This is a genomic window from Pseudomonas sp. Mn2068 (genome assembly GCF_049319725.1).
Taxonomy (GTDB): Bacteria; Pseudomonadota; Gammaproteobacteria; order Pseudomonadales; family Pseudomonadaceae; genus Aquipseudomonas; species Aquipseudomonas gingeri.
This window is the reverse complement of sequence record NZ_JBMOUG010000004.1, coordinates 99,973-118,065: the sequence shown is the minus strand read 5'-3', so window position 1 is coordinate 118,065 and position 18,093 is coordinate 99,973. Positions and strand designations below refer to the sequence as shown.

13 protein-coding genes are annotated in these 18,093 nt (G+C 63.2%); 8 read left to right on the top strand and 5 right to left on the bottom strand.

Annotated features, from left to right (window positions below):
* Window positions 1-3: 3 nt before the first annotated feature.
* The 3 genes from ACL9RJ_RS11235 to ACL9RJ_RS11225 all read right to left on the bottom strand — a co-directional run bounded on the left by ACL9RJ_RS11235 (window position 4) and on the right by ACL9RJ_RS11225 (window position 2,551).
* Entirely contained in the window at window positions 4-1,017 is a 1,014-nt protein-coding gene (locus ACL9RJ_RS11235; RefSeq protein WP_177084583.1) for a sensor domain-containing diguanylate cyclase, read from the bottom strand.
* 198 nt (window positions 1,018-1,215) lie between these two features.
* Entirely contained in the window at window positions 1,216-1,941 is a 726-nt protein-coding gene (locus ACL9RJ_RS11230; protein WP_017123656.1) for a hypothetical protein, read from the bottom strand.
* Window positions 1,934-2,551: a hypothetical protein gene (locus ACL9RJ_RS11225; protein ID WP_178991856.1), complete on the bottom strand. Its 618-nt coding sequence runs from the start codon at window positions 2,549-2,551 to the stop codon at window positions 1,934-1,936. The genes ACL9RJ_RS11230 and ACL9RJ_RS11225 overlap by 8 nt, the downstream gene beginning before the upstream one ends.
* A 434-nt stretch (window positions 2,552-2,985) precedes the next feature.
* Here ACL9RJ_RS11225 and ACL9RJ_RS11220 point away from each other — a divergent pair, with 434 nt between their 5' ends.
* Window positions 2,986-3,852 (top strand): hypothetical protein, encoded by an 867-nt coding sequence (locus ACL9RJ_RS11220; RefSeq protein ID WP_017123659.1) that lies wholly within the window; start codon window positions 2,986-2,988, stop codon window positions 3,850-3,852.
* Between the two features lie 10 nt (window positions 3,853-3,862).
* On the opposite strand, the gene ACL9RJ_RS11215 is transcribed toward ACL9RJ_RS11220, so the two are convergent.
* Window positions 3,863-4,681, bottom strand: a complete 819-nt coding sequence (locus ACL9RJ_RS11215) for a GIY-YIG nuclease family protein (protein ID WP_177065166.1) — start codon at window positions 4,679-4,681, stop codon at window positions 3,863-3,865.
* A gap of 163 nt (window positions 4,682-4,844) precedes the next feature.
* Window positions 4,845-5,549, bottom strand: a complete 705-nt coding sequence (locus ACL9RJ_RS11210) for a hypothetical protein (RefSeq protein ID WP_017123661.1) — start codon at window positions 5,547-5,549, stop codon at window positions 4,845-4,847.
* A gap of 350 nt (window positions 5,550-5,899) precedes the next feature.
* Between ACL9RJ_RS11210 and bcsQ the strand changes: the two genes are divergently transcribed.
* The 7 genes from bcsQ to ACL9RJ_RS11175 are packed head-to-tail and all read left to right on the top strand — an operon-like array spanning window position 5,900 to window position 18,074.
* Complete coding sequence (gene bcsQ, locus ACL9RJ_RS11205; RefSeq protein ID WP_422765254.1) at window positions 5,900-7,045, top strand: cellulose biosynthesis protein BcsQ; 1,146 nt, start codon at window positions 5,900-5,902, stop codon at window positions 7,043-7,045.
* Complete coding sequence (bcsA, locus tag ACL9RJ_RS11200; protein WP_422765253.1) at window positions 7,042-9,267, top strand: UDP-forming cellulose synthase catalytic subunit; 2,226 nt, start codon at window positions 7,042-7,044, stop codon at window positions 9,265-9,267. Before bcsQ ends, bcsA begins: the two co-directional genes overlap by 4 nt.
* Window positions 9,264-11,621, top strand: coding sequence for a cellulose biosynthesis cyclic di-GMP-binding regulatory protein BcsB (bcsB, locus tag ACL9RJ_RS11195; protein ID WP_017123664.1), 2,358 nt, complete (start codon window positions 9,264-9,266; stop codon window positions 11,619-11,621). Before bcsA ends, bcsB begins: the two co-directional genes overlap by 4 nt.
* Complete coding sequence (bcsZ, locus tag ACL9RJ_RS11190; RefSeq protein WP_178991858.1) at window positions 11,618-12,823, top strand: cellulose synthase complex periplasmic endoglucanase BcsZ; 1,206 nt, start codon at window positions 11,618-11,620, stop codon at window positions 12,821-12,823. Before bcsB ends, bcsZ begins: the two co-directional genes overlap by 4 nt.
* Window positions 12,805-16,695: a cellulose biosynthesis protein BcsC gene (locus tag ACL9RJ_RS11185; protein WP_017123666.1), complete on the top strand. Its 3,891-nt coding sequence runs from the start codon at window positions 12,805-12,807 to the stop codon at window positions 16,693-16,695. The genes bcsZ and ACL9RJ_RS11185 overlap by 19 nt, the downstream gene beginning before the upstream one ends.
* An 18-nt stretch (window positions 16,696-16,713) precedes the next feature.
* Window positions 16,714-17,400, top strand: coding sequence for an SGNH/GDSL hydrolase family protein (locus tag ACL9RJ_RS11180; RefSeq protein WP_177084214.1), 687 nt, complete (start codon window positions 16,714-16,716; stop codon window positions 17,398-17,400).
* Entirely contained in the window at window positions 17,397-18,074 is a 678-nt protein-coding gene (locus ACL9RJ_RS11175; protein WP_017123668.1) for a cell division protein FtsQ, read from the top strand. The genes ACL9RJ_RS11180 and ACL9RJ_RS11175 overlap by 4 nt, the downstream gene beginning before the upstream one ends.
* Window positions 18,075-18,093: the final 19 nt, after the last annotated feature.

Sequence of the window (18,093 nt, the reverse complement as noted above, 5' to 3'; positions counted from 1 at the left end):
CGATCAACCCGAGATCATGTTCTTGCCTGCGGCCTTGGACCGGTACAACGCCTGGTCGGCCCGTCCCATCAGGGCCGCCATCTGTTCACCGTCGAGGCGTTCGACCACGCCAAAACTCATGCTCAGGGAAATCGTGCCCCTGGGCCGCAGTTTCAGGATCATCCGGCGTATCCGCCCGGCCAGGGTCGTCGAGGTCGCCCGGGTGCCGTGGGGGACAACCACCATGAATTCGTCGCCACCCCAGCGCGCCAATACGTCGACATCGCGCAGGCAGCTCTGGATACCCCGGGCGACTTCCATCAGCACCGCATCGCCGCCGAGATGGCCATGCTGGTCGTTGATCAGCTTGAAGTCGTCGATATCCATGGCGATCAGCGCCAAGGGTTGGCGAAAGCGCTGGGCGCGCTCACATTCCTTGCGCAGCACCTGTTCCAGCCGGTAGCGATTGGCGACGCCGGTCAATGAGTCGCTGTGCGCCAGCTTGCGGTTTTCCTCGAGCTGCAATTGCAACTGATGATTGACCCGCGACAACTCGGCGGTCCGCTCGTTGATCAGGGCTTCAAGGGAATGGGTGCGCACTTCGAGTTGTTCGAGCAGGCGTCGCTTGTCTTCGATACTGCGGTGCGCGCCGATCATGCGGGCCACGGAGCCGTCGTCATTGCGGGAGATCACGTAGCCACGATCCTCGATGAGGATGTAGTCGCCATGACGGTTCTTGAGGCGATACTCGGCCAGGTAACCCTGGGTATGACCGTGGATATGGTTGTCGAAGTGGGTCATGACCTGGGGGTAGTCGTCGGGGTGGACCAGGTTTTCCCAGGTAAAGACAGTGTTGGGCAGTGCATGGGGCGTGTAGCCGAGCATTTCGTACCAGCCGGGATTGCGGTAGACGAAACCGGTATTGGCATTCCAGTCCCAGATGCCATCGCTGATCAGCTCGAGGATCGCGTGCACCACTTCTTCACTGATATCGCTGAGATTGATATTCCAGGGGCCGTTCTTGGGTGCATTGGCCATCATCGCTCACTCCCTTGGCGTTGTTGATCTTGGGCTTTGCAGGCCAACAACAGGGCACGATGTCCTATGGCGCGGTGATACTGTACAGGTTGAGGTTGTGGCAGTGAAGCCAGTATGCGGTCTGTCTGAAGTAGCCTATAGGGGCTACATTTCAACAAGTAGCTTCTGGAGGATACGCGTGTTGTGCGAGGGTATCTGTCAGAGATCCAGTATCAGGACGACGATCAGACCTATGCCAATGCTGATGGAAAAGCTCAGCAAAGTGCCTACCAGTACGTACTCGCTGAGGGGCCTGTGTTCGGCGCCTTGTATTTCATTGAAGCGTAAGATGCTTTTGGCCGTGAGCAGGAAACCTACCGCCTCCCATTGACCGAGTAAGACGAAGGTTAGAATCAATGACCTTTCCAGATAACCGATAAGCCTCCCCGCATTCTTCAATGACCCACCGATGGCAATATCTTTCAGCATGGGACTGAGTATTGAGCCAATCAGGACTGATGCCGGGGAAAGTACCAGCAGATAGGCCAGTATGACGAGCAGATTACGCGTATTGGCTTGAGTGGACAGGTAGTCGCAAATCCTGGAAAGAAACTGCTCGCTGATGAGCCATACCCCGATCAACAGGGCAAGGAACATCCCCTGTCGAGTAATAAACAGGAATGTCGATGTCAGCCCTAGGCGGGGTAATACCGTACCGGCCAACAGCCGCACCAGGAGCGTCATCGCCGAGCCCCCGAGGGCCAATTCGACGTTATCGCGCAGAAAGTACAGCAGCGTCCCCAGGAGGAGGGCATGGAGCAGCATTTCTATGGTCAGTTCCAGGCCCTTGTTAGGCGTGTTTTCGACATTGTGCGGTAACAGCATGAATTCGACGGTGACGTAAGCAAGCAGCAGGATCAGTAAAAAAACCGTTGAATCAAGCATGGTTCAATCCCTTGATCCATTCACCGGTGCAATCGAGATAACGATCCAGCAAGCGTGCATGTGCGCGTTGCAGTGCTTTGTTCACAGTGACCCTGGACTTGCCGAGCATGCGTGCGGTGCCTTGTTGATCAAGGTTTTCGGTCATGTGGAGGAAATAGGTCCGGGCCTCCACGATTGTCCATTCATCGAGGGTCGTACCGACAAATTCCGTCAACAACTCGGTGCGCTCTTGCAGGTTCAGGTCATGGCTGAACAACATGAGCGTCGTCCTCTTCATGCTGTCCAAGCCTTGGCCGGACAACACATAGGCTTCGCCATATCCTGGGTTTGAGTTTGCCGAACCGACCCCGACGGCGATCCGGGCATCCCATCGCTCCCCTGGCGGGCTTTTGGCGATCAGACCGGCGCGTAGGGCTAATGCACAATGAAAAGCCTGTTCCGGTGATACGGGGACCAACTGGAAACCATCACCACGAAAGATTTCCACCTGGAAGTCATAGTGCTTGCCGAGTTCGTCGAGCACCGCCTTCAGGCCGTCGATATAGGCCCGCGTGCTATCCGCTGCCTGGGAGTGGATCAGGTCGCCCGTCAATACCGCCTTGATCGCCATGGAGTATCTCTGTGCAGAAGGGATAAGAGAGTAGCCTCTGAAGGCTACATTTTTGAAAGTAGCCTTTAAAGGCTACTTTTGCAAATGGACAAGTTCGTTCAGGCGGTGAGTTGCCTGGAGGAAACCGAGGTAGTAGGCATAATGTACGGTGAGGTGAGCATGGCGCGAAAAGAAGAGTGCACGGAGTGATCAGAGAGTTGTTCCAAGGTTTGTCGACTCTGGCTTTGATATTGGCGTCTCTGTACGCCGGTGCGAATCAGCCGCTGTTTGATCAAGCCATCCGTTCTCCGACCGATTTACCCCTGTGTGGGGACTCGAGCCTGTATGCAGGCCCTATCGCCCAGCCCGGCACTGCGCTTGCCTCCCGGCAATGCTCGAAGCCTTCACCCAGGACTTACCAACCCCGCCATCGCGGCCTGGGCTACGAGATCCTTATGCTGGAGTCTGAGGCCTGCTTCGTGCCGGACGAGAGTTTTCGCCTGCTGGACTCGCTGATCGATCAGGCGCGGGATTCGCTGGCTGCCCGGCCCGGCGCAAAGGCCGACTGGCAAGCGCAGGCCCGGGCCACGTTTACGGTGGCGGGGGCCACGCTCGTCGACAACGGTTTCCAGCTGTACGTCCCGACCGAAACCCTGGGCGATGCCCTGGCCTCGCGCACACTGCCCGGAGGCGGGCGGCATATCGCCGACTGTGACACCAGCGCGTTCCTGTATCTGTCGGTGGCCGAGTCCCTGTCGCTGCCCATGAGCCTGGTGGAAATGCGCCTGCCCGATGGCGAGAGCCACAACTACCTGCGCTGGACGCCCCGCCACGGTCCGGCGATGGACTGGGACACCAATGGCCGCGCCCAATGCCGCACGCCGGCGGGTCTGCCGGCCTGGCAGGGGCGAAGCCTGTCGCGCGACGAAGTGCTGGGGTACGCGACCTTGTTGCGTGGCGAGTCCTGGCACAAACAGGGCAAGCTCGACGAGGCCCTGGCGGATTACCGCACGGGTGTGCGGCTCTATCCCCAGTCGCCGAAGGGGCAGAACAACCTGGCCTGGATCATCGCCAGCACGGCCGCCTTCAAGACCCCGGCCCTGCTGGCCGAAGCCCAGCTCGCGGCGCAACGGGACGTGGCGCTGGAACCCGGAGCCAATGCCCTGGATACCCTGGCTTGCGTCAAGGCGCGGTCGGGGGACTTTGTCGGCGCGCTGGCGGCTGAAGAGCGGGCGCTGGCGCTGAAGCCGGGAAGCCCGGATTTCCTCGCGCGCAAAAGTCGATTCAGCGCCGTGCCGGCCCGGGACTGCACGGGGCTTTAGCTGCCACGACTCAGTTGCCGTTCAGGCCGCTGTCGCGTGTCAGCAGGCGGACTTTCCAGTGATTTTCCTTGTCGCGCATTTCGTCGGCGCCGGTGTGTTTGTCGGCGATTTCCAGGATGGAAAAGTGGAACTTCTCCGAGAAACTGCCCCCGCGCACGGCTTCGAGATCCACCAGCCGCACGTTGCCGCCATGACCCGAATGTGCGTAGGTCACCCAGCGTCCCCAGATGCCATCCATGCCGGTGGCACTGCCCACGTAGAGCTGGTTCTGTTCCCGGTCGGAGATCAGGTAGACCCCGGCGACGCTGGACAGCGCCGTGCGCCAGGACTCCAGCTCCTGATTGACGATCAACCGCAGTTCCGGGTAGCTGACATTGACGTCCTTGAAGCCGGGGAACGGGCCGATGGTGAGCCGTTCTTCGCGAATTTCCGACAGTTGCAGTTCGTGGAGGCAGGTTTCCAGGTTTCGATAGTTGGCCCGGGCCGTCTTCTCATGGTGAATGACCAGTCGCCCCTCCAGTGGCCTGAAGGCTTCGACCTTGCGGTAGCGGTAGTGATACTGCAGGGGCGGATACTCATCGTTGGGAATCGCTTCCAGCGAATCGTAGGCGCCGACAAACAGCCACTTGTTCCAGCGCGGCATCTGCACCAGCGACAGCAACAGCGGTCGTTCGAAATTCTTCTGGCGTTGCCAGGCCTGCCAGTCGTCGAACTTACCGGCGAAGTACACATCCAGTGGATCGTCGGAACCATTGTGCTGGGCGAAATGGATCTTGGTCTGTTCCGGGTCGAAGCCGGGGTAAACGCTGGTCAACAGGGGCTGAAGCATACGAGGTCCGTTTTCGAATGGGATCGGCATGGCAGGGCTTGAGGAAAAGTCGCGTCGTTTGCAACGCTCATGAAGCAAAAAGGGCGGATCTGTTCCCCGGCACGTCGCACCTCGTAACACATCCACCCTTTCCCACCACGGCTTCGATCAAGCCATCGCGGTTTTACTGCTGAACGATGCTGTAGCCGGCAAACGCGGTCTGTTGCTGGATCGCGGTGACGATGTTCTTGCGTGTCGCCGGTTGTTCGTTGCCTTCGTTGTCCACAAAGGTTTCGCTCAGCAGTTCGGCCAGGTCGCCATGACCAGCAAAGGCGAAGCCCAGGAACTCGTAGGCTTCGCGATCGGCGTTGGCCTTGGAGCGTGGCGTGCGCAGCGGGAAGTTGACGCTGTTGCCGTCCTTGCTGATCACGAAGACCTCGGCTTCTTTCTTCGGGCGCGCGGCCTTGCCCTTGCCGGCATTCGGGTTGCTCACCGCCTGGTGGGTCTGGTTCAGCACCTTGAGCGCCAGGCCGTAGACCAGTTCCTGGAACGCCGGGTCGTCCTTGTAGCTGGAGAGGATCCGGGTGATCGGGAATTTCGTGCTCAAGTCTTCCAGCGCGGCGATATCCGCGGCCTCGGCGTCCTTGAGTTGCTTGAGCTGGCCCATGAGTTCGTAGGCTTTGTCGTCGTCAAAACGGTCGTGCGCCTGGCGGATTGCCGCGCGCAACTGGCGAATCTCATCGCTTTCCTTGGAGGTGTGGAAAGCGTCGAGCACCATTTCACTGATGGTCTTGGCCTGGGCCACGTGCTGGGAAAGATTGATCGCGTTTTCGTACTCGTGCTTGGCGGACAAGGAGGTTACGGCTTCATCGGTATGGGAATCAGGCATCGAAATTTCGCTATTTCATTTGACAGGTTGTGAGGCGCGAAATGCCTTGGGCATTTCCGGGCGCCTAATCTATTGGACCGACGCGCCGTTGTCACGGATCAACAGGCGAGTGGCCCGCGCAGGGGACAAGAGCTCCTTTACATTCAATGGATTACAGTTTGTTCGCCAAAATATTGGCGAGCACGGCCTGTTCGCTGCGTAAAATCAATTAGACTCCAAAATAATGACACAATCATATTGATATCACTTGTGGGGGGGAGTCATCGGGGAACAACGGAGTGTATGACCAGGGTTGGTGCTAGTCCCTTTGGATGCTCGTTTTGAACCTTTTTGTACAAAGGGATACCAGGATGCATCGGCCAGACGATATCGCGAATCTGTTCCAGAGATTCGGCGCAAGCGCGGACAGCTATCGGGAAATAGAACCGTCCTACGACTACATCGAAGAGACTGCCACGCCTCCTGATGCCGCCGCCTTGAGTACCGGGCAACCGCCGGACGGGGTGTCCGCGGTCGAGGTCCCGGTGTCTCCTGTCGCGACACCGCCTGTACCTCAGGCGCAGACCCCGCCTGCGGTCGTCGAGCCATCGCCGTTCGTCCTGCCGGCAGCCCCGGCCAGTTCCACACCGCTGAGTCGCCTGCTGGCGGAAATCGAGCAACAGCGTGAAGCGGTGGCCGTCGATGCCCCTGTCCCGGGCGCTTCCCGTCCGATCCTGAAAGCCAAGGTCATCGCGGTGGTCTCGGCCAAGGGCGGTGTCGGCAAGAGCACCCTGGCCGGTGCCCTGGCGAGTGCGATCAAGCGCTCCGGCGGGCGTACCCTGGCGATCGACCTCGACCCGCAAAACGCATTGTGCCTGCATCTGGGCGGCAATGAACAATGGCCGGGCATCGCCCAGGACGACCCGGAGCAGCAGGACTGGCGCCAGCTGATTCGCGAGGGTTTTGCCGCCAGCCGCTGCCTGGCCTACGGGGTGGTCAGCGAAGCGGAACGCCTGGATTTCGAAAACAGCCTGCGCGCCGATCCCACCTGGCTGGCTCGTCATCTGGCCGACATGGGGCTGGGCGAGCGGGACACTCTGATCATCGACACGCCGCCCGGAGCTACGGCCTATCTCGCCCAGGCCCTGGCCATCGCCGACATCGCCCTGGTGGTAACCCTCGCCGATGCGGCGTCCTACTCCAGTCTCAACCAGATGGAGCGGCTGCTCGCGCCCTATCTGCAGCGGGACAAGCCGTTGCAGTGCAAATACGTCATCAACCAGTTGGATACGTCCCGCCAGTTCAGCCTCGACGTGTGCGAAGTGCTGAAAAAAAGAACAGGCAACCAGCTGCTCGGAGTGATCCATCAGGATCATTTCTTCAGCGAAGCATTGGCGTACGACCGTAACCCGCTGGCGCACACCCCAAGCACCCGAGGCTGCCAGGACACCCTCGATATCGCAGGCTCGCTGTGCGAACTGCTCATGCAAGGTACGCAAGAGTCCCATTTGTCATGATCCGCGATCCCAATCCCACGTCCCATCTCCCGGGGCGCAGCGAACTGCGTCTCAACGATTGGTCGACCCGCTTCAAGCAATGGCCGGGCGCACTGCGCCGGGCGTTGATTTTCGGTGGCGCGCTGGTCGCCGGCCTGTTGCTGGTCAGCATCATCAGCGCCCCGCTGGACCTCTACACCCAGTGCCTGTTCGCCGCGCTGTGCTTCGGTTCGGCGTTGCTGATCAAGCGCCTGCCGGGGCGCCTGCCGATCCTGGCGCTGATCGTGCTGTCGCTGGTGGCCTCGTTGCGCTACCTGTACTGGCGCCTGACCGACACCCTCGGTTTTGACGGCTGGTTGGACATCCTCTTCGGCTACGGCCTGGTGCTGGCGGAGATCTATGCGCTGGTGGTGCTGGTCTTCGGTTATGTGCAGACCGCCTGGCCGCTGCGCCGCCGTCCGGTGATGCTGGCGGGCGATCCGGGCGACTGGCCGACGGTGGATGTGTTCATCCCCACCTACAACGAAACCCTGAGCATCGTGAAGCTGAGCATCTTCGCCGCCCAGGCGATGGATTGGCCCAAAGACAAGCTGCGCGTGCATGTCCTCGATGACGGCCGGCGCGATGAGTTCCGCCGCTTCTGTCAGAGCATCGGCGTCAACTACATCACCCGCGACAACAACTTTCACGCCAAGGCCGGCAACCTCAACGAAGCCCTCAAGGTCACCGACGGCGAATACATCGCCATGTTCGACGCCGACCACGTGCCGACCCGATCCTTCCTGCAGATCGGCATGGGCTGGTTCCTCAAGGATCCGAAGCTTGCGATGTTGCAGACGCCGCACTTCTTCTTTTCCCCGGACCCGTTCGAGAAGAACCTCAACACCTTCCGCGCCGTGCCCAACGAAGGCGAGCTGTTCTATGGCCTGGTGCAGGACGGCAACGATCTGTGGAACGCAACGTTCTTCTGCGGCTCATGCGCCATTCTGCGCCGCAAGCCACTGGAGGAAATCGGCGGGGTGGCGGTCGAAACCGTGACCGAGGACGCCCACACCGCCCTCAAGCTCAACCGTGCCGGCTACAACACCGCCTACCTGGCGATCCCCCAGGCGGCGGGCCTGGCCACCGAAAGCCTGTCGCGACATATCAGCCAGCGGATCCGCTGGGCGCGCGGCATGGCGCAGATCTTCCGGCTCGACAACCCGCTGGTGGGCAAGGGCCTGAACCTCGGCCAGCGCATCTGCTACGCCAACGCCATGCTGCACTTTTTCTATGGCCTGCCACGGCTGGTGTTTCTCACCGCGCCGCTGGCCTACCTGATCTTCGGCGCGCAGATCTTCCACGCCTCGGCCCTGATGATCACCGCCTACGCCTTGCCGCACCTGTTCCATTCCAACCTGACCAACTCCTGCATCCAGGGGCGTTTCCGGCATTCGTTCTGGAACGAGGTCTACGAGACGGTCCTGGCCTGGTACATCATGCCGCCGGTGCTGATGGCGCTGGTCAACCCGAAGTTCGGCGGCTTCAACGTCACCGACAAGGGCGGGATCATCGACAAGGAGTATTTCGACTGGAAGCTGGCCCGGCCCTACATCGTCCTGCTGGTGCTGAACGTGACCGGTCTCGGCTTCGGTATCCACCAGTTGATCTGGGGGGCGCCGGACACGGCGATCACGGTGCTGATCAACTGTGTGTGGACGCTCTACAACCTGATCATCACCAGCGCCGCGGTCGCGGTGGCCAGTGAGACCCGCCAGGTGCGCGCGGAACCCCGGGTCCGGGCCGAGCTGCCGGTGAGGATCGAGCTGGCCGATGGCACCGAGGTCTACGGTACGACCCAGGACTTTTCCCAGCGCGGCCTGGGCCTCAAATTGCCAGCGGGAACCACGGTGGCGGCCGGGGAACGGGTCCGGGTGTCGTTGTTCCGCAACTCGCGCACCAGCCAGTTCGATACCACGGTGGTGTTCAGCAAGGGCCAGTACCTGGGCGCGCTGTTCGACCCGCTGAGCCTGCGCCAGCAAAGCGAGCTGGTGCGCATGACCTTCTCCCGCGCCGATACCTGGGCCTCCAGCTGGGGCAGCGGCAAGCTCGATACGCCGCTGTCGGCCCTGCGGGAAGTCAGTGCCATCGGCCTCGTCGGCATGGGCGCCCTGCTCAAGGCCGTGGCCCTGCAGGCCCGCGACCGCCTGGTCGCCCGATCCGCTCCTTCGCAACCGCTCGAACCTCTTATGGACAAGTCATGATCATCAAATCCTCAGCACGCAGCGCCACCCGTGGCCCACGTCATCCGTTCATGCGCCTGCCTTCATGGGTACTGCTTTCATCGGTGCAGCTTTTATCGGGGCTGGCTTTGCCGCTACTGGGCCTGGGCGGCATGATTCCCCTGGCCCATGCCGATACGACAGCGACGCCTGCGTTGGCACCGGCTCAGGCCGGCCCCGTGGTCCAGCCGAGCGCGGGCAGCTACAATCGCGACCTGACCCTCAAGCAACTGGGCCGGCTGGACACCATGAACCTGCAGGGTGTCGAAGCGGCCGACGGGGTCAATTTCGATATCCGCGCCGACGAAGTGGTCAACGGTGCGCAACTGGTGCTGCACTACAGCTACTCGCCGGCGCTGCTCGCCGACCTGTCGCAGATCAACGTGCTGGTCAACGACGAAGTCGCTGCCAGCCTGGCGTTGCCCAAGGAGGGCGCCGGCCAGCCGCAACAGCAGGTGGTGCAGATCCCTGCGCACCTGATCACCGAGTTCAACCGCCTGCGCCTGCAATTTATCGGGCACTACACGATGCAGTGCGAGGACCCGCAGCACAGCAGCCTGTGGGCCAAGATCAACAACAGCTCGGAACTCAAGCTCAGCGTTTCGCCGATCCAGCTCAAGGATGACCTGTCGATCCTGCCGCTGCCGTTCTTCGATCGCCGCGACTCGCGCCAGGTCAACCTGCCGGTCGTGTTCGCCCGGCAACCGGATAACGCCGCCCTGGAAGCAGCGGGGGCGTTGTCATCCTGGATCGGTGGCCTGGCGGCCTATCGAGGCGCGAGTTTCACCAGCAGCCTGGGCCAGCTTCCCGAGCAGGGCAATGCGATTGTCCTGATCGAAAGCCAGGAGGCGGTGCAACTGGGCGGCCTGCAGGTGCCGGCACCGAAAGGCGCGACCGTCACGCTGCTGACCAACCCCGGCGATCCCCATGGCAAGCTGCTGCTCGTCGCCGGACGCAATGCGGCCGAGCTCAAGCTGGCTGCCGCCGCCGTGGCGGTGGGCAGCAAGGCGCTGGTGGGCAGCAGCGTGGTGATCGAGCATCTCGATCCGCTGAGCCCGCGCAAACCCTATGACGCACCGAACTGGCTGCCGTCCGATCGGCCGGTGCGCCTGGGCGAACTGCTCGATACCCGCCAACTCAGTGTGTCCGGCTACAACCCCGGCAGTATCAATATCCCCGTGCGGCTGCCACCGGACCTGTTCAACTGGCGCGAAGCGGGTGTACCGCTGGACCTGAAATACCGCTACACCCCGCAGCAGGAGTCGGCCAACTCGTCACTGCTGGTGAGCCTGAACAACACCTTCATGAAATCCATGCCGTTGCCGTCGCTCAAGAGCCTGGACGGCGGCGAGAACCTGCTGACGTTGCTGAAGAAGGATGAAAGCCTGCCCCGCGAGGCGAATGTGCTGTTGCCCCTGGGCGTGGCGTCGCCGCGCTCGCAGTTGCAACTGCGCTTCATGTTCGACTACGTCAAGCAGGGCGAATGCCGGGACATCATCATCGATAACATGCGCGGCCTGATCGATCCGGACTCGAGCCTCGACCTGCGCGGTTTCAACCATTACATCGCCTTGCCCAACCTGGGCGTGTTCAACGACAGCGGCTTCCCGTTCACCCGCCTGGCGGACCTGTCGCAGAGTGCCGTGGTCCTGCCCGACGGCAGCGGCCCGCAAGAGTGGGGCGCCTACCTGACCGTGCTCGGCCGGTTCGGCGAGTCCACCGGTTACCCGGCGACGGCGGTGACCGTGGTCCAGGCCAAGGATGTGCAGACGGTCAGCGACAAGGACCTGCTGGTATTCGCCTCGGGAGCCAACCAGCCCTTGCTGGAACAGTGGGCCGATCGCCTGCCCGCCAGTACCGCCGGCAGCAGCCACCGCTTCAACCTGTCCGACCTGACCTTGCGCCTGCGCGACTGGATCAGCCCGGATGCCCAGGCCAACCAGCGCAAGCCGCGTCTGCAGGTGACCTACACCGGCGCCAACAGCAGCACCTACCTGGCCGGTTTCGAATCGCCGCTCAAGCCTGAGCGCAGTGTGGTGGTGATTGCCAGCGGCAAGCCGGAAGGCCTGGCCGATGCCACCGCCGCGTTGATCGGTGGCGACTCGTACAAGGACAGCATCCAGGGCAGCCTGGCGGTGGTGCAGGACAAGCGGATCACCTCGCTGGTGGCCGACGAGCAGTACTACGTCGGCGACCTGAGCCTGTTCAAGCGGGTGCAGTGGACCCTGTCGCAGAACCTGTTGTGGATGCTGCTGGTGACGGTGGCGGGCCTGGCGCTGGTGAGCGTGCTGCTGTACCTGTTCCTGCGCTCACGGGCTCGGAAGCGACTGTCATGAGTGTCGCTCGATGTCTCAAGCCGCGCTGCCTGGGCGGCCTGCTGTCGCTGGTGCTGCTGGTCTCGGGCACGGTGCGGGCCGAGGGCTGCAGCGTGCAGAACTGGCCGTTGTGGAAAAGCTACGCCGAGCGGTTCGTGCAGAAGGACGGGCGCATGCTCGGATCGAGCATGGACCCCAACCAGAGCAGTTCCGAAGGCCAGTCCTACGGGATGTTCTTTGCGCTGGTGGCCAATGACCCGGTGACCTTCGATGCGTTGTGGCGCTGGACCCGGGACAACATGGCCGGAGCCGATATCGCCGGGAACCTGCCCGGCTGGCTGTGGGGGCCGACTCCCGCCGGCACCTGGGGCGTGCTCGACAGGAACTCCGCCAGCGATGCCGACCTGTGGTTCGCCTACGCGCTGCTGGAGGCCGATCGCCTGTGGAAAAAGCCGGCGTACCGCAGCGATGCGCAACGCATTCTGAACAACGTCGAAAAGACCCTGATCCGCGATATCCCTGGCCTGGGCAAGATGCTCCTGCCCGGGCCGGTGGGTTATGAGCACCCGGATCAACTGTGGCGTTTCAATGCCAGCTACACGCCGATCCCGCTGCTGCGCCGCTTCAGCAGGGAGGCGCCGTCGAGCCCCTGGAAAGAGGTCGCCGAGAGCACCGCGAAGATGATCGCCGACAAGAACATGAACCGCTTCGGATTCGTCCCGGACTGGGTCGGTTATCGGGGCACGGACGTCAACAAGGGCCTGTTCGTGGTGGACAAGTTCACCAATGCCCAGGGCAGCTATGACGCCATTCGTGCCTATCTCTGGGCCGGCCTGACCTCACCGGGCGATCCGCTGGCCAGGCCGATTCTCGACAATCTCGACGGCATGGCACAGGCCACGGCATCCACCGGCGTACCGCCGGAAAAGGTCCAGGTCCTGACCGGCGCCACCGAGGGGATCGGCCCCTACGGGTTCTCCGCCGCGCTGGTGCCATATCTGCGGGCCAAGGGCCTGCCGTTGCTGGCGGACCAGCAGCAACGCCTGGTCGACCAGGCGATCGCGCACTTCAGCAACCCGGCCGATCCGGCTTATCAACAGCACCAGTATTACCACGTGATGCTGAGCCTGTTTTCCCTCGGCTGGAGCGAGAATCGCTATCAGTTCAACAAAGACGGCACCGTGAAAGTGTCCTGGGAGGCCGCATGCGCCAGCAAACCCTAGCCCTGGCGGTGTGTGCCGCCCTGGCATCCGGCGCCAGCTTCGCCGCCGACAGCGCTGCCCCGCAGTCGCTGCTGATCCAGCAGGGTTACTACTGGCAGGCCAAGGAAAAGCCGGACCGCGCGGCGGAAGCCTGGACGCGGCTGTTGAACCTGCAGCCCGAGCAACCCGACGCCTTGTATGGCCTGGGCCTGATCGACCTGCAACAACAGCGCCTGGCCGGCGCGCAGAATTACCTGGCCCGGTTGCAGGCGATCAAGCCGTTGCCGCGCCTGGCGTTGCAGCTCGAGCAGGACATTGCCCTGAGCCCGCCGGACAAACAGCAACTGCTGGAAAAAGCCCGTGAACTGAGCGATGCCGGCGAGCGCGACAAGGCCGTCGAGGCCTATCGGCAGTTACTGGACGGTCATCAGCCGCAAGGCCTGATCGCCCGCGAGTACTACAACACCCTGGGCTTCGCCACGGGGGGCTGGCCCGAGGCGCGGACCGGGCTGGAACGGTTGCGCCGGGAACGTCCGGATGACGCGATCCTCGACCTGTGGCTGGCATTGCACCTGGCGCGCAATCCCGACAGTCGCGCGGAAGGTATCCGTGCCCTGGCGCGGCTGTCGCATAACCCGGATATCGGTGGCAACGCCGACGAGACCTGGCGCTTCGCCCTGGTCTGGCTCGGCCCGCCGTCGCGGGACCAGGTGTCATTGTTCGAGCAGTATCTGCAGGCGCATCCGAACGACACGGAAATCCGCGCGTTGATGGACAAGGGCATCGCCCAGGGCCGCGGCGGCGCCGGCTGGCAGCGCGATCCCCATGTCGCCCGTGGCCTCAAGGCCCTCGAGGCCGGTGACCTGGCCACTGCCGAGCAGCAATTGCAGGCGCGCCTCAACGACAAGCCCGGCGACTACGACGCCCTCGGTGGCATGGGCATCCTGCGCCAGCAGCAGAAACGCCTGGGCGAAGCCGAGAACTATCTGTTGCAGGCGACCCGCACTGCCGGCGGCGGGCAATGGAAAGACGCCCTCGAGGATGTGCGCTACTGGATCCTCCTCGACAAGGCCGCCGAGGCCCAGCGCAGCGGACGGCAAGCCCAGGCGCGGGAATTGATCGAACAGGCCATTGCCAAGAACCCGGTGGAGCCGGCCGGCCCGACCGCGCTGGCCGGGTTGCAGGCCCAGGCCGGGCAACTGGACGCCGCCGAAGCCGGTTATCGCCAGGTACTGGCACGCACCGCGAACTACCCGGATGCCTTGAGCGGACTGATCGCCGTGCTGTCGCGGGCGGGCAAGTCCGATGAAGCGTTGCAACTGATCGACGGCCTGCCACCGGCGCAACAGGCGCGCCTGGCGCCCAGCGTGCATATCCGCGCGCTGCGGGCCACCCAGGTGGCCAAGCTGGCCGAGCGCCGTGGCGATCTGGCTGCCGCGCAGAAAGCCTACAAGGAAGCCCTGGCCGACGACCCGAAGAATCCCTGGACACGTTTCGCCCTGGCCCGGGTCTACCTGCGTAACGGCCAGACCCAGGTCGCCCGCGACCTGATCGACGAACTGCTCAAGCAGCAACCCGACCAGCCGGACGCGCTGTACACCAGCACCCTGCTGTCTGCCGAACTGGGTGAGTGGAGCAAGGCCCAACGCACCCTGGCGCGGATTCCGGCGGCCAGGCGCAGTGCCGACATGAACGAGATGGAGCTGGATATCCGCCTGCATATCCAGACCGAACTGGCGGTGGATGTCGCCCGTCGCGGCCAGCGCCAGGAAGCCTGGGCGCTGCTATCGCGTTGCGAGCCGCTGGCCCAGGGCAAGCCCGAGCGGCTGGCGGTGCTGGCCAGTGCCTACGCCGAAGCCGGCAATCCGGACCAGGCGGTGAGCCTGATGCGTGGTTTGCTGGATAAGTCCGCATCGACGCCGGACCTGCAATTGCTCTATGCGGGCGTGTTGCTCAAGGCCGACCAGGACGCCGAAGCCAGCGACATCCTGCGCCAGTTGCAAGGCAAGCCGATGAGCGAAACCGCGAGCAAGCGCTATGAGGACCTGGTGTTTCTCTACCGGGTCAAACAGGCTGACGAACTGCGCGAAAAGAATGACCTAGTGGCTGCCTACGACATGTTGTCGCCGGCCCTCCAGCAACGTCCGAACGACAGCCTGGCGGTGTCTTCGCTGGCGCGCATGTATGCGGCCAGCGGCAATGTCGCCAAGGCCCGGCAACTCTATGAGCCGCTGATCAAGGCCGATCCGGGCAACGCCAGGCTGCAACTGGGCCTGGCCGATATCGCCCTGCAAGGCCGGGACTATGCCCTGGCCGAAAGCGCGGTGAAAAAAGCCCTCGAACTGGAACCGGGCGTGCCGCAGACGCTGACTGCGTCCGCGCGGATCTATCGCGGCATGGGTCGTACCGGCGAGGCCAGCCAGTTGCTGCGCAAGGCCATCGAGATCGAGAACAGTCAGCGCAGCGACACCTACGTGGTGACTTCCGCCGGCTCGGCCGTCTCGGCCAACCCCTTTGTCGGGCTGGCCGGGCAGCGGCGCCAGACCACCGCGCTGGCCCAGGCGTCACTGATTCCGCCGCCGGTGGATGGCCCGGCGACGGGGCTTGGCGCTGGGGATCCGGAGCAGGTGCCGGCACCGGTCGGGCGCAAGGCCCAGGTCGTTGCCGCGACCAATGGCGGCGTCAATCCGTTCGACCAGAGCTATGCCCGCGACACGGCTGCGCAGGCGGGACGCAGCCCGGCGCAACTGGCCCTGGACGATATCCTCCAGGACCGCACCGGCTATGTGGTCCAGGGCCTCAGCGTGCGCAGCAACAACAGTGAGAAAGGCCTGGGCAAGCTGACGGATATCGAGACACCGTTTGAACTCAGTATCCCCGTGGGTACGGAAATGACGAGCATCGCCCTGCAGGTTACTCCGGTCTGGCTGTCCTCGGGCAGTCCGGGCAATTTCGCCCAGGCCCGTTTCGGCACCAGCGGCCTGGATCCGGTGGGGTCGCAGAAAGACAGCGGCGTGGGGTTCGCCTTGACCTATCGCGACAAGGAGCAGGGCCTCAAGGCCGATATCGGGGTCAGCCCGCTGGGTTTCACCTATAGCACGCCGATTGGCGGGGTCAGCCTCAACCGGCCATTCGCGGCCAACTCCAATTTCAGCTACGGCGTCAGCGCCTCACGGCGGGCGGTTACCGACAGCCTGACCTCGTTCGCCGGCTCCCGCGACCCGCGTACTGGCGAGAAGTGGGGGGGCGTCACCGCCAACGGCGTACGTGGCGAGCTGGGTTACGACAACCAGAAGTTCGGCGCCTACGGCTACGGTTCGGCACACCGGCTGGTGGGTCACAACGTCGACGACAACGACCGCTTCGAGCTGGGCAGCGGCGTCTACTGGTACCTGCGCAATACCCCCGGCAGCATCCTGACCCTCGGCCTCAGCGGTTCGGCCCTGAGCTACTCGGATAACCAGGACTTCTACACCTACGGCCACGGCGGTTACTTCAGCCCGCAGACCTTCTTCGCCCTCGGCGTGCCGGTCAGTTGGTCGCAACGTACCGAGCGATTCACCTACCGGATCAAGAGTTCGGTGGGCGTCCAGCATATCGGCCAGGACAGCGCCGCGATCTTCCCCGGTCACAGCGAGCTGCAGCCGAACGCCACGGCAGTCGGCCTGACGCGTTATGACGGCGAAAACAAGACAGGAATCGGCTACAGCTTCAACGCCGCCGGTGAATACAAGTTCGGTTCGAACTTCTTCCTCGGGGGCTCGCTGGGCGTGGACAACGCCAGCGACTACCGCCAGGTCGCCGGTGGCCTGTACCTGCGTTACACCTTCGAGGACATGACCGGCCCGATGGACTTGCCGGTCAGCCCCTTCGGTTCCCCCTATTCGAATTGATTCAACGAGGAATGGTTAATGGCTTCTTCTGTGCTCGCTGGTTTGACGTTGCTCGTGATTGGCGAAAGCCACATGAGTTTTCCCGACTCACTGATGAACCCGCTGTATGACAACCTCACCCAGCAGGGCGCGCAGGTCCATGCGATCGGTGCCTGCGGGGCCAACCCGGCGGACTGGGTCACGCCGAAACTGAAGCTCGACTGCGGCGCCACCCGCGATCCAGGCGAGAAGATCAAGGTGATGAGCCGCGGCACCCTGGACACCCAGCCGATCAAGGAGGTGATCGCCAAGGACAAGCCGGACCTGGTGGTGCTGATCATGGGGGACACCATGGCTTCCTATAAGACCACGCCGTTTCCCAAGGTCTGGGCTTACCAGAGCGTCACCGCGCTGACCCGGCAGATCGCCGACAGCGGCGCCAAGTGCGTGTGGGTCGGGCCTGCCTGGGGCAAGGCGAATGGCAGCAATACCAATGAAAACACCTACGGCAAGAACCAGGTGCGCACCCAACTGGTGGCCGGCACCCTGGCGAACATGGTCGCGCCCTGCACCTATATCGACTCCACGAAGTTCTCCAAACCAGGGGAGTGGATCACCTCCGACGGGCAGCACTTCACCATCGCCGGGTACAAGTCCTGGGCGGCGGCCATCGGCAAATCCATCAGTGAACTGCCCGCGAGCGCGGTCAAGGGAGCGAAACAGTGAAACGGACCTTCAGCCTCGTTGGCGGCCTGCTCGGCGTTGCCTTGGGCGGCACCGCCTTCAGTGCGCAGATTGCCCTGTACCCCACCGGCCCGTCCCAGGACTCGGCCTACCTGCGCTTCGTCAATGTCTCCGGCAGTGCCCTGGAACTGACCCCGGAAGGGGCGAAGACCAGCCTCAAGCTGGAAGGCGACAAGGCGGTCAGCGGTTTTATTCCGGTGCCCGGTGGCCGCCCGGTCAAGGGCACGCTCCAGCGTGACGGGCAGAGCGTGCCGGTGCAGGTGACGGTCGCGGCGGGGGACTTCACCACGGTATTTGCCCTGGACGATGGCCACCAGGGCATCCGGCAACTGGTGGTCAACGAAGCCTTCGATATCCCCAACCAGCTCAAGGCCTCGCTGGCCTTGTTCAATGCCGACGCCGCTTGCGCCGATGCGCGGATCAACCTCGCCGGGCGCGACGTCGACCTGTTCCAGAAGGCGCCGGCGGGCAACCCGCGCCGCCAGGAACTCAATCCACGTGCTTCGCTGGCGGTCCAACTGCTCTGCGCCGACAAGCCGGTAGGTGCGCCGGTCGAGCTGGGGGCGCTGGAACCGAACAAGCGCTACAGCTTGCTGGTATTGCCTTCGCCGACGGGGCCACGCCTTGTCACTGCCACGGATAGCGTGTCCAACTGAATCGGAAGCACCCGTCGCC

Coding starts and splice junctions, on each gene's coding strand:
- ACL9RJ_RS11235 (WP_177084583.1), bottom strand. CDS start 1,017: ATGGCCAATGCACCCAAGAACGGCCCCTGGAATATCAATCTCAGCGAT.
- ACL9RJ_RS11230 (WP_017123656.1), bottom strand. CDS start 1,941: ATGCTTGATTCAACGGTTTTTTTACTGATCCTGCTGCTTGCTTACGTC.
- ACL9RJ_RS11225 (WP_178991856.1), bottom strand. CDS start 2,551: ATGGCGATCAAGGCGGTATTGACGGGCGACCTGATCCACTCCCAGGCA.
- ACL9RJ_RS11220 (WP_017123659.1), top strand. CDS start 2,986: ATGCTGGAGTCTGAGGCCTGCTTCGTGCCGGACGAGAGTTTTCGCCTG.
- ACL9RJ_RS11215 (WP_177065166.1), bottom strand. CDS start 4,681: ATGCTTCAGCCCCTGTTGACCAGCGTTTACCCCGGCTTCGACCCGGAA.
- ACL9RJ_RS11210 (WP_017123661.1), bottom strand. CDS start 5,549: ATGCCTGATTCCCATACCGATGAAGCCGTAACCTCCTTGTCCGCCAAG.
- bcsQ (WP_422765254.1), top strand. CDS start 5,900: ATGCATCGGCCAGACGATATCGCGAATCTGTTCCAGAGATTCGGCGCA.
- bcsA (WP_422765253.1), top strand. CDS start 7,042: ATGATCCGCGATCCCAATCCCACGTCCCATCTCCCGGGGCGCAGCGAA.
- bcsB (WP_017123664.1), top strand. CDS start 9,264: ATGATCATCAAATCCTCAGCACGCAGCGCCACCCGTGGCCCACGTCAT.
- bcsZ (WP_178991858.1), top strand. CDS start 11,618: ATGAGTGTCGCTCGATGTCTCAAGCCGCGCTGCCTGGGCGGCCTGCTG.
- ACL9RJ_RS11185 (WP_017123666.1), top strand. CDS start 12,805: ATGCGCCAGCAAACCCTAGCCCTGGCGGTGTGTGCCGCCCTGGCATCC.
- ACL9RJ_RS11180 (WP_177084214.1), top strand. CDS start 16,714: ATGGCTTCTTCTGTGCTCGCTGGTTTGACGTTGCTCGTGATTGGCGAA.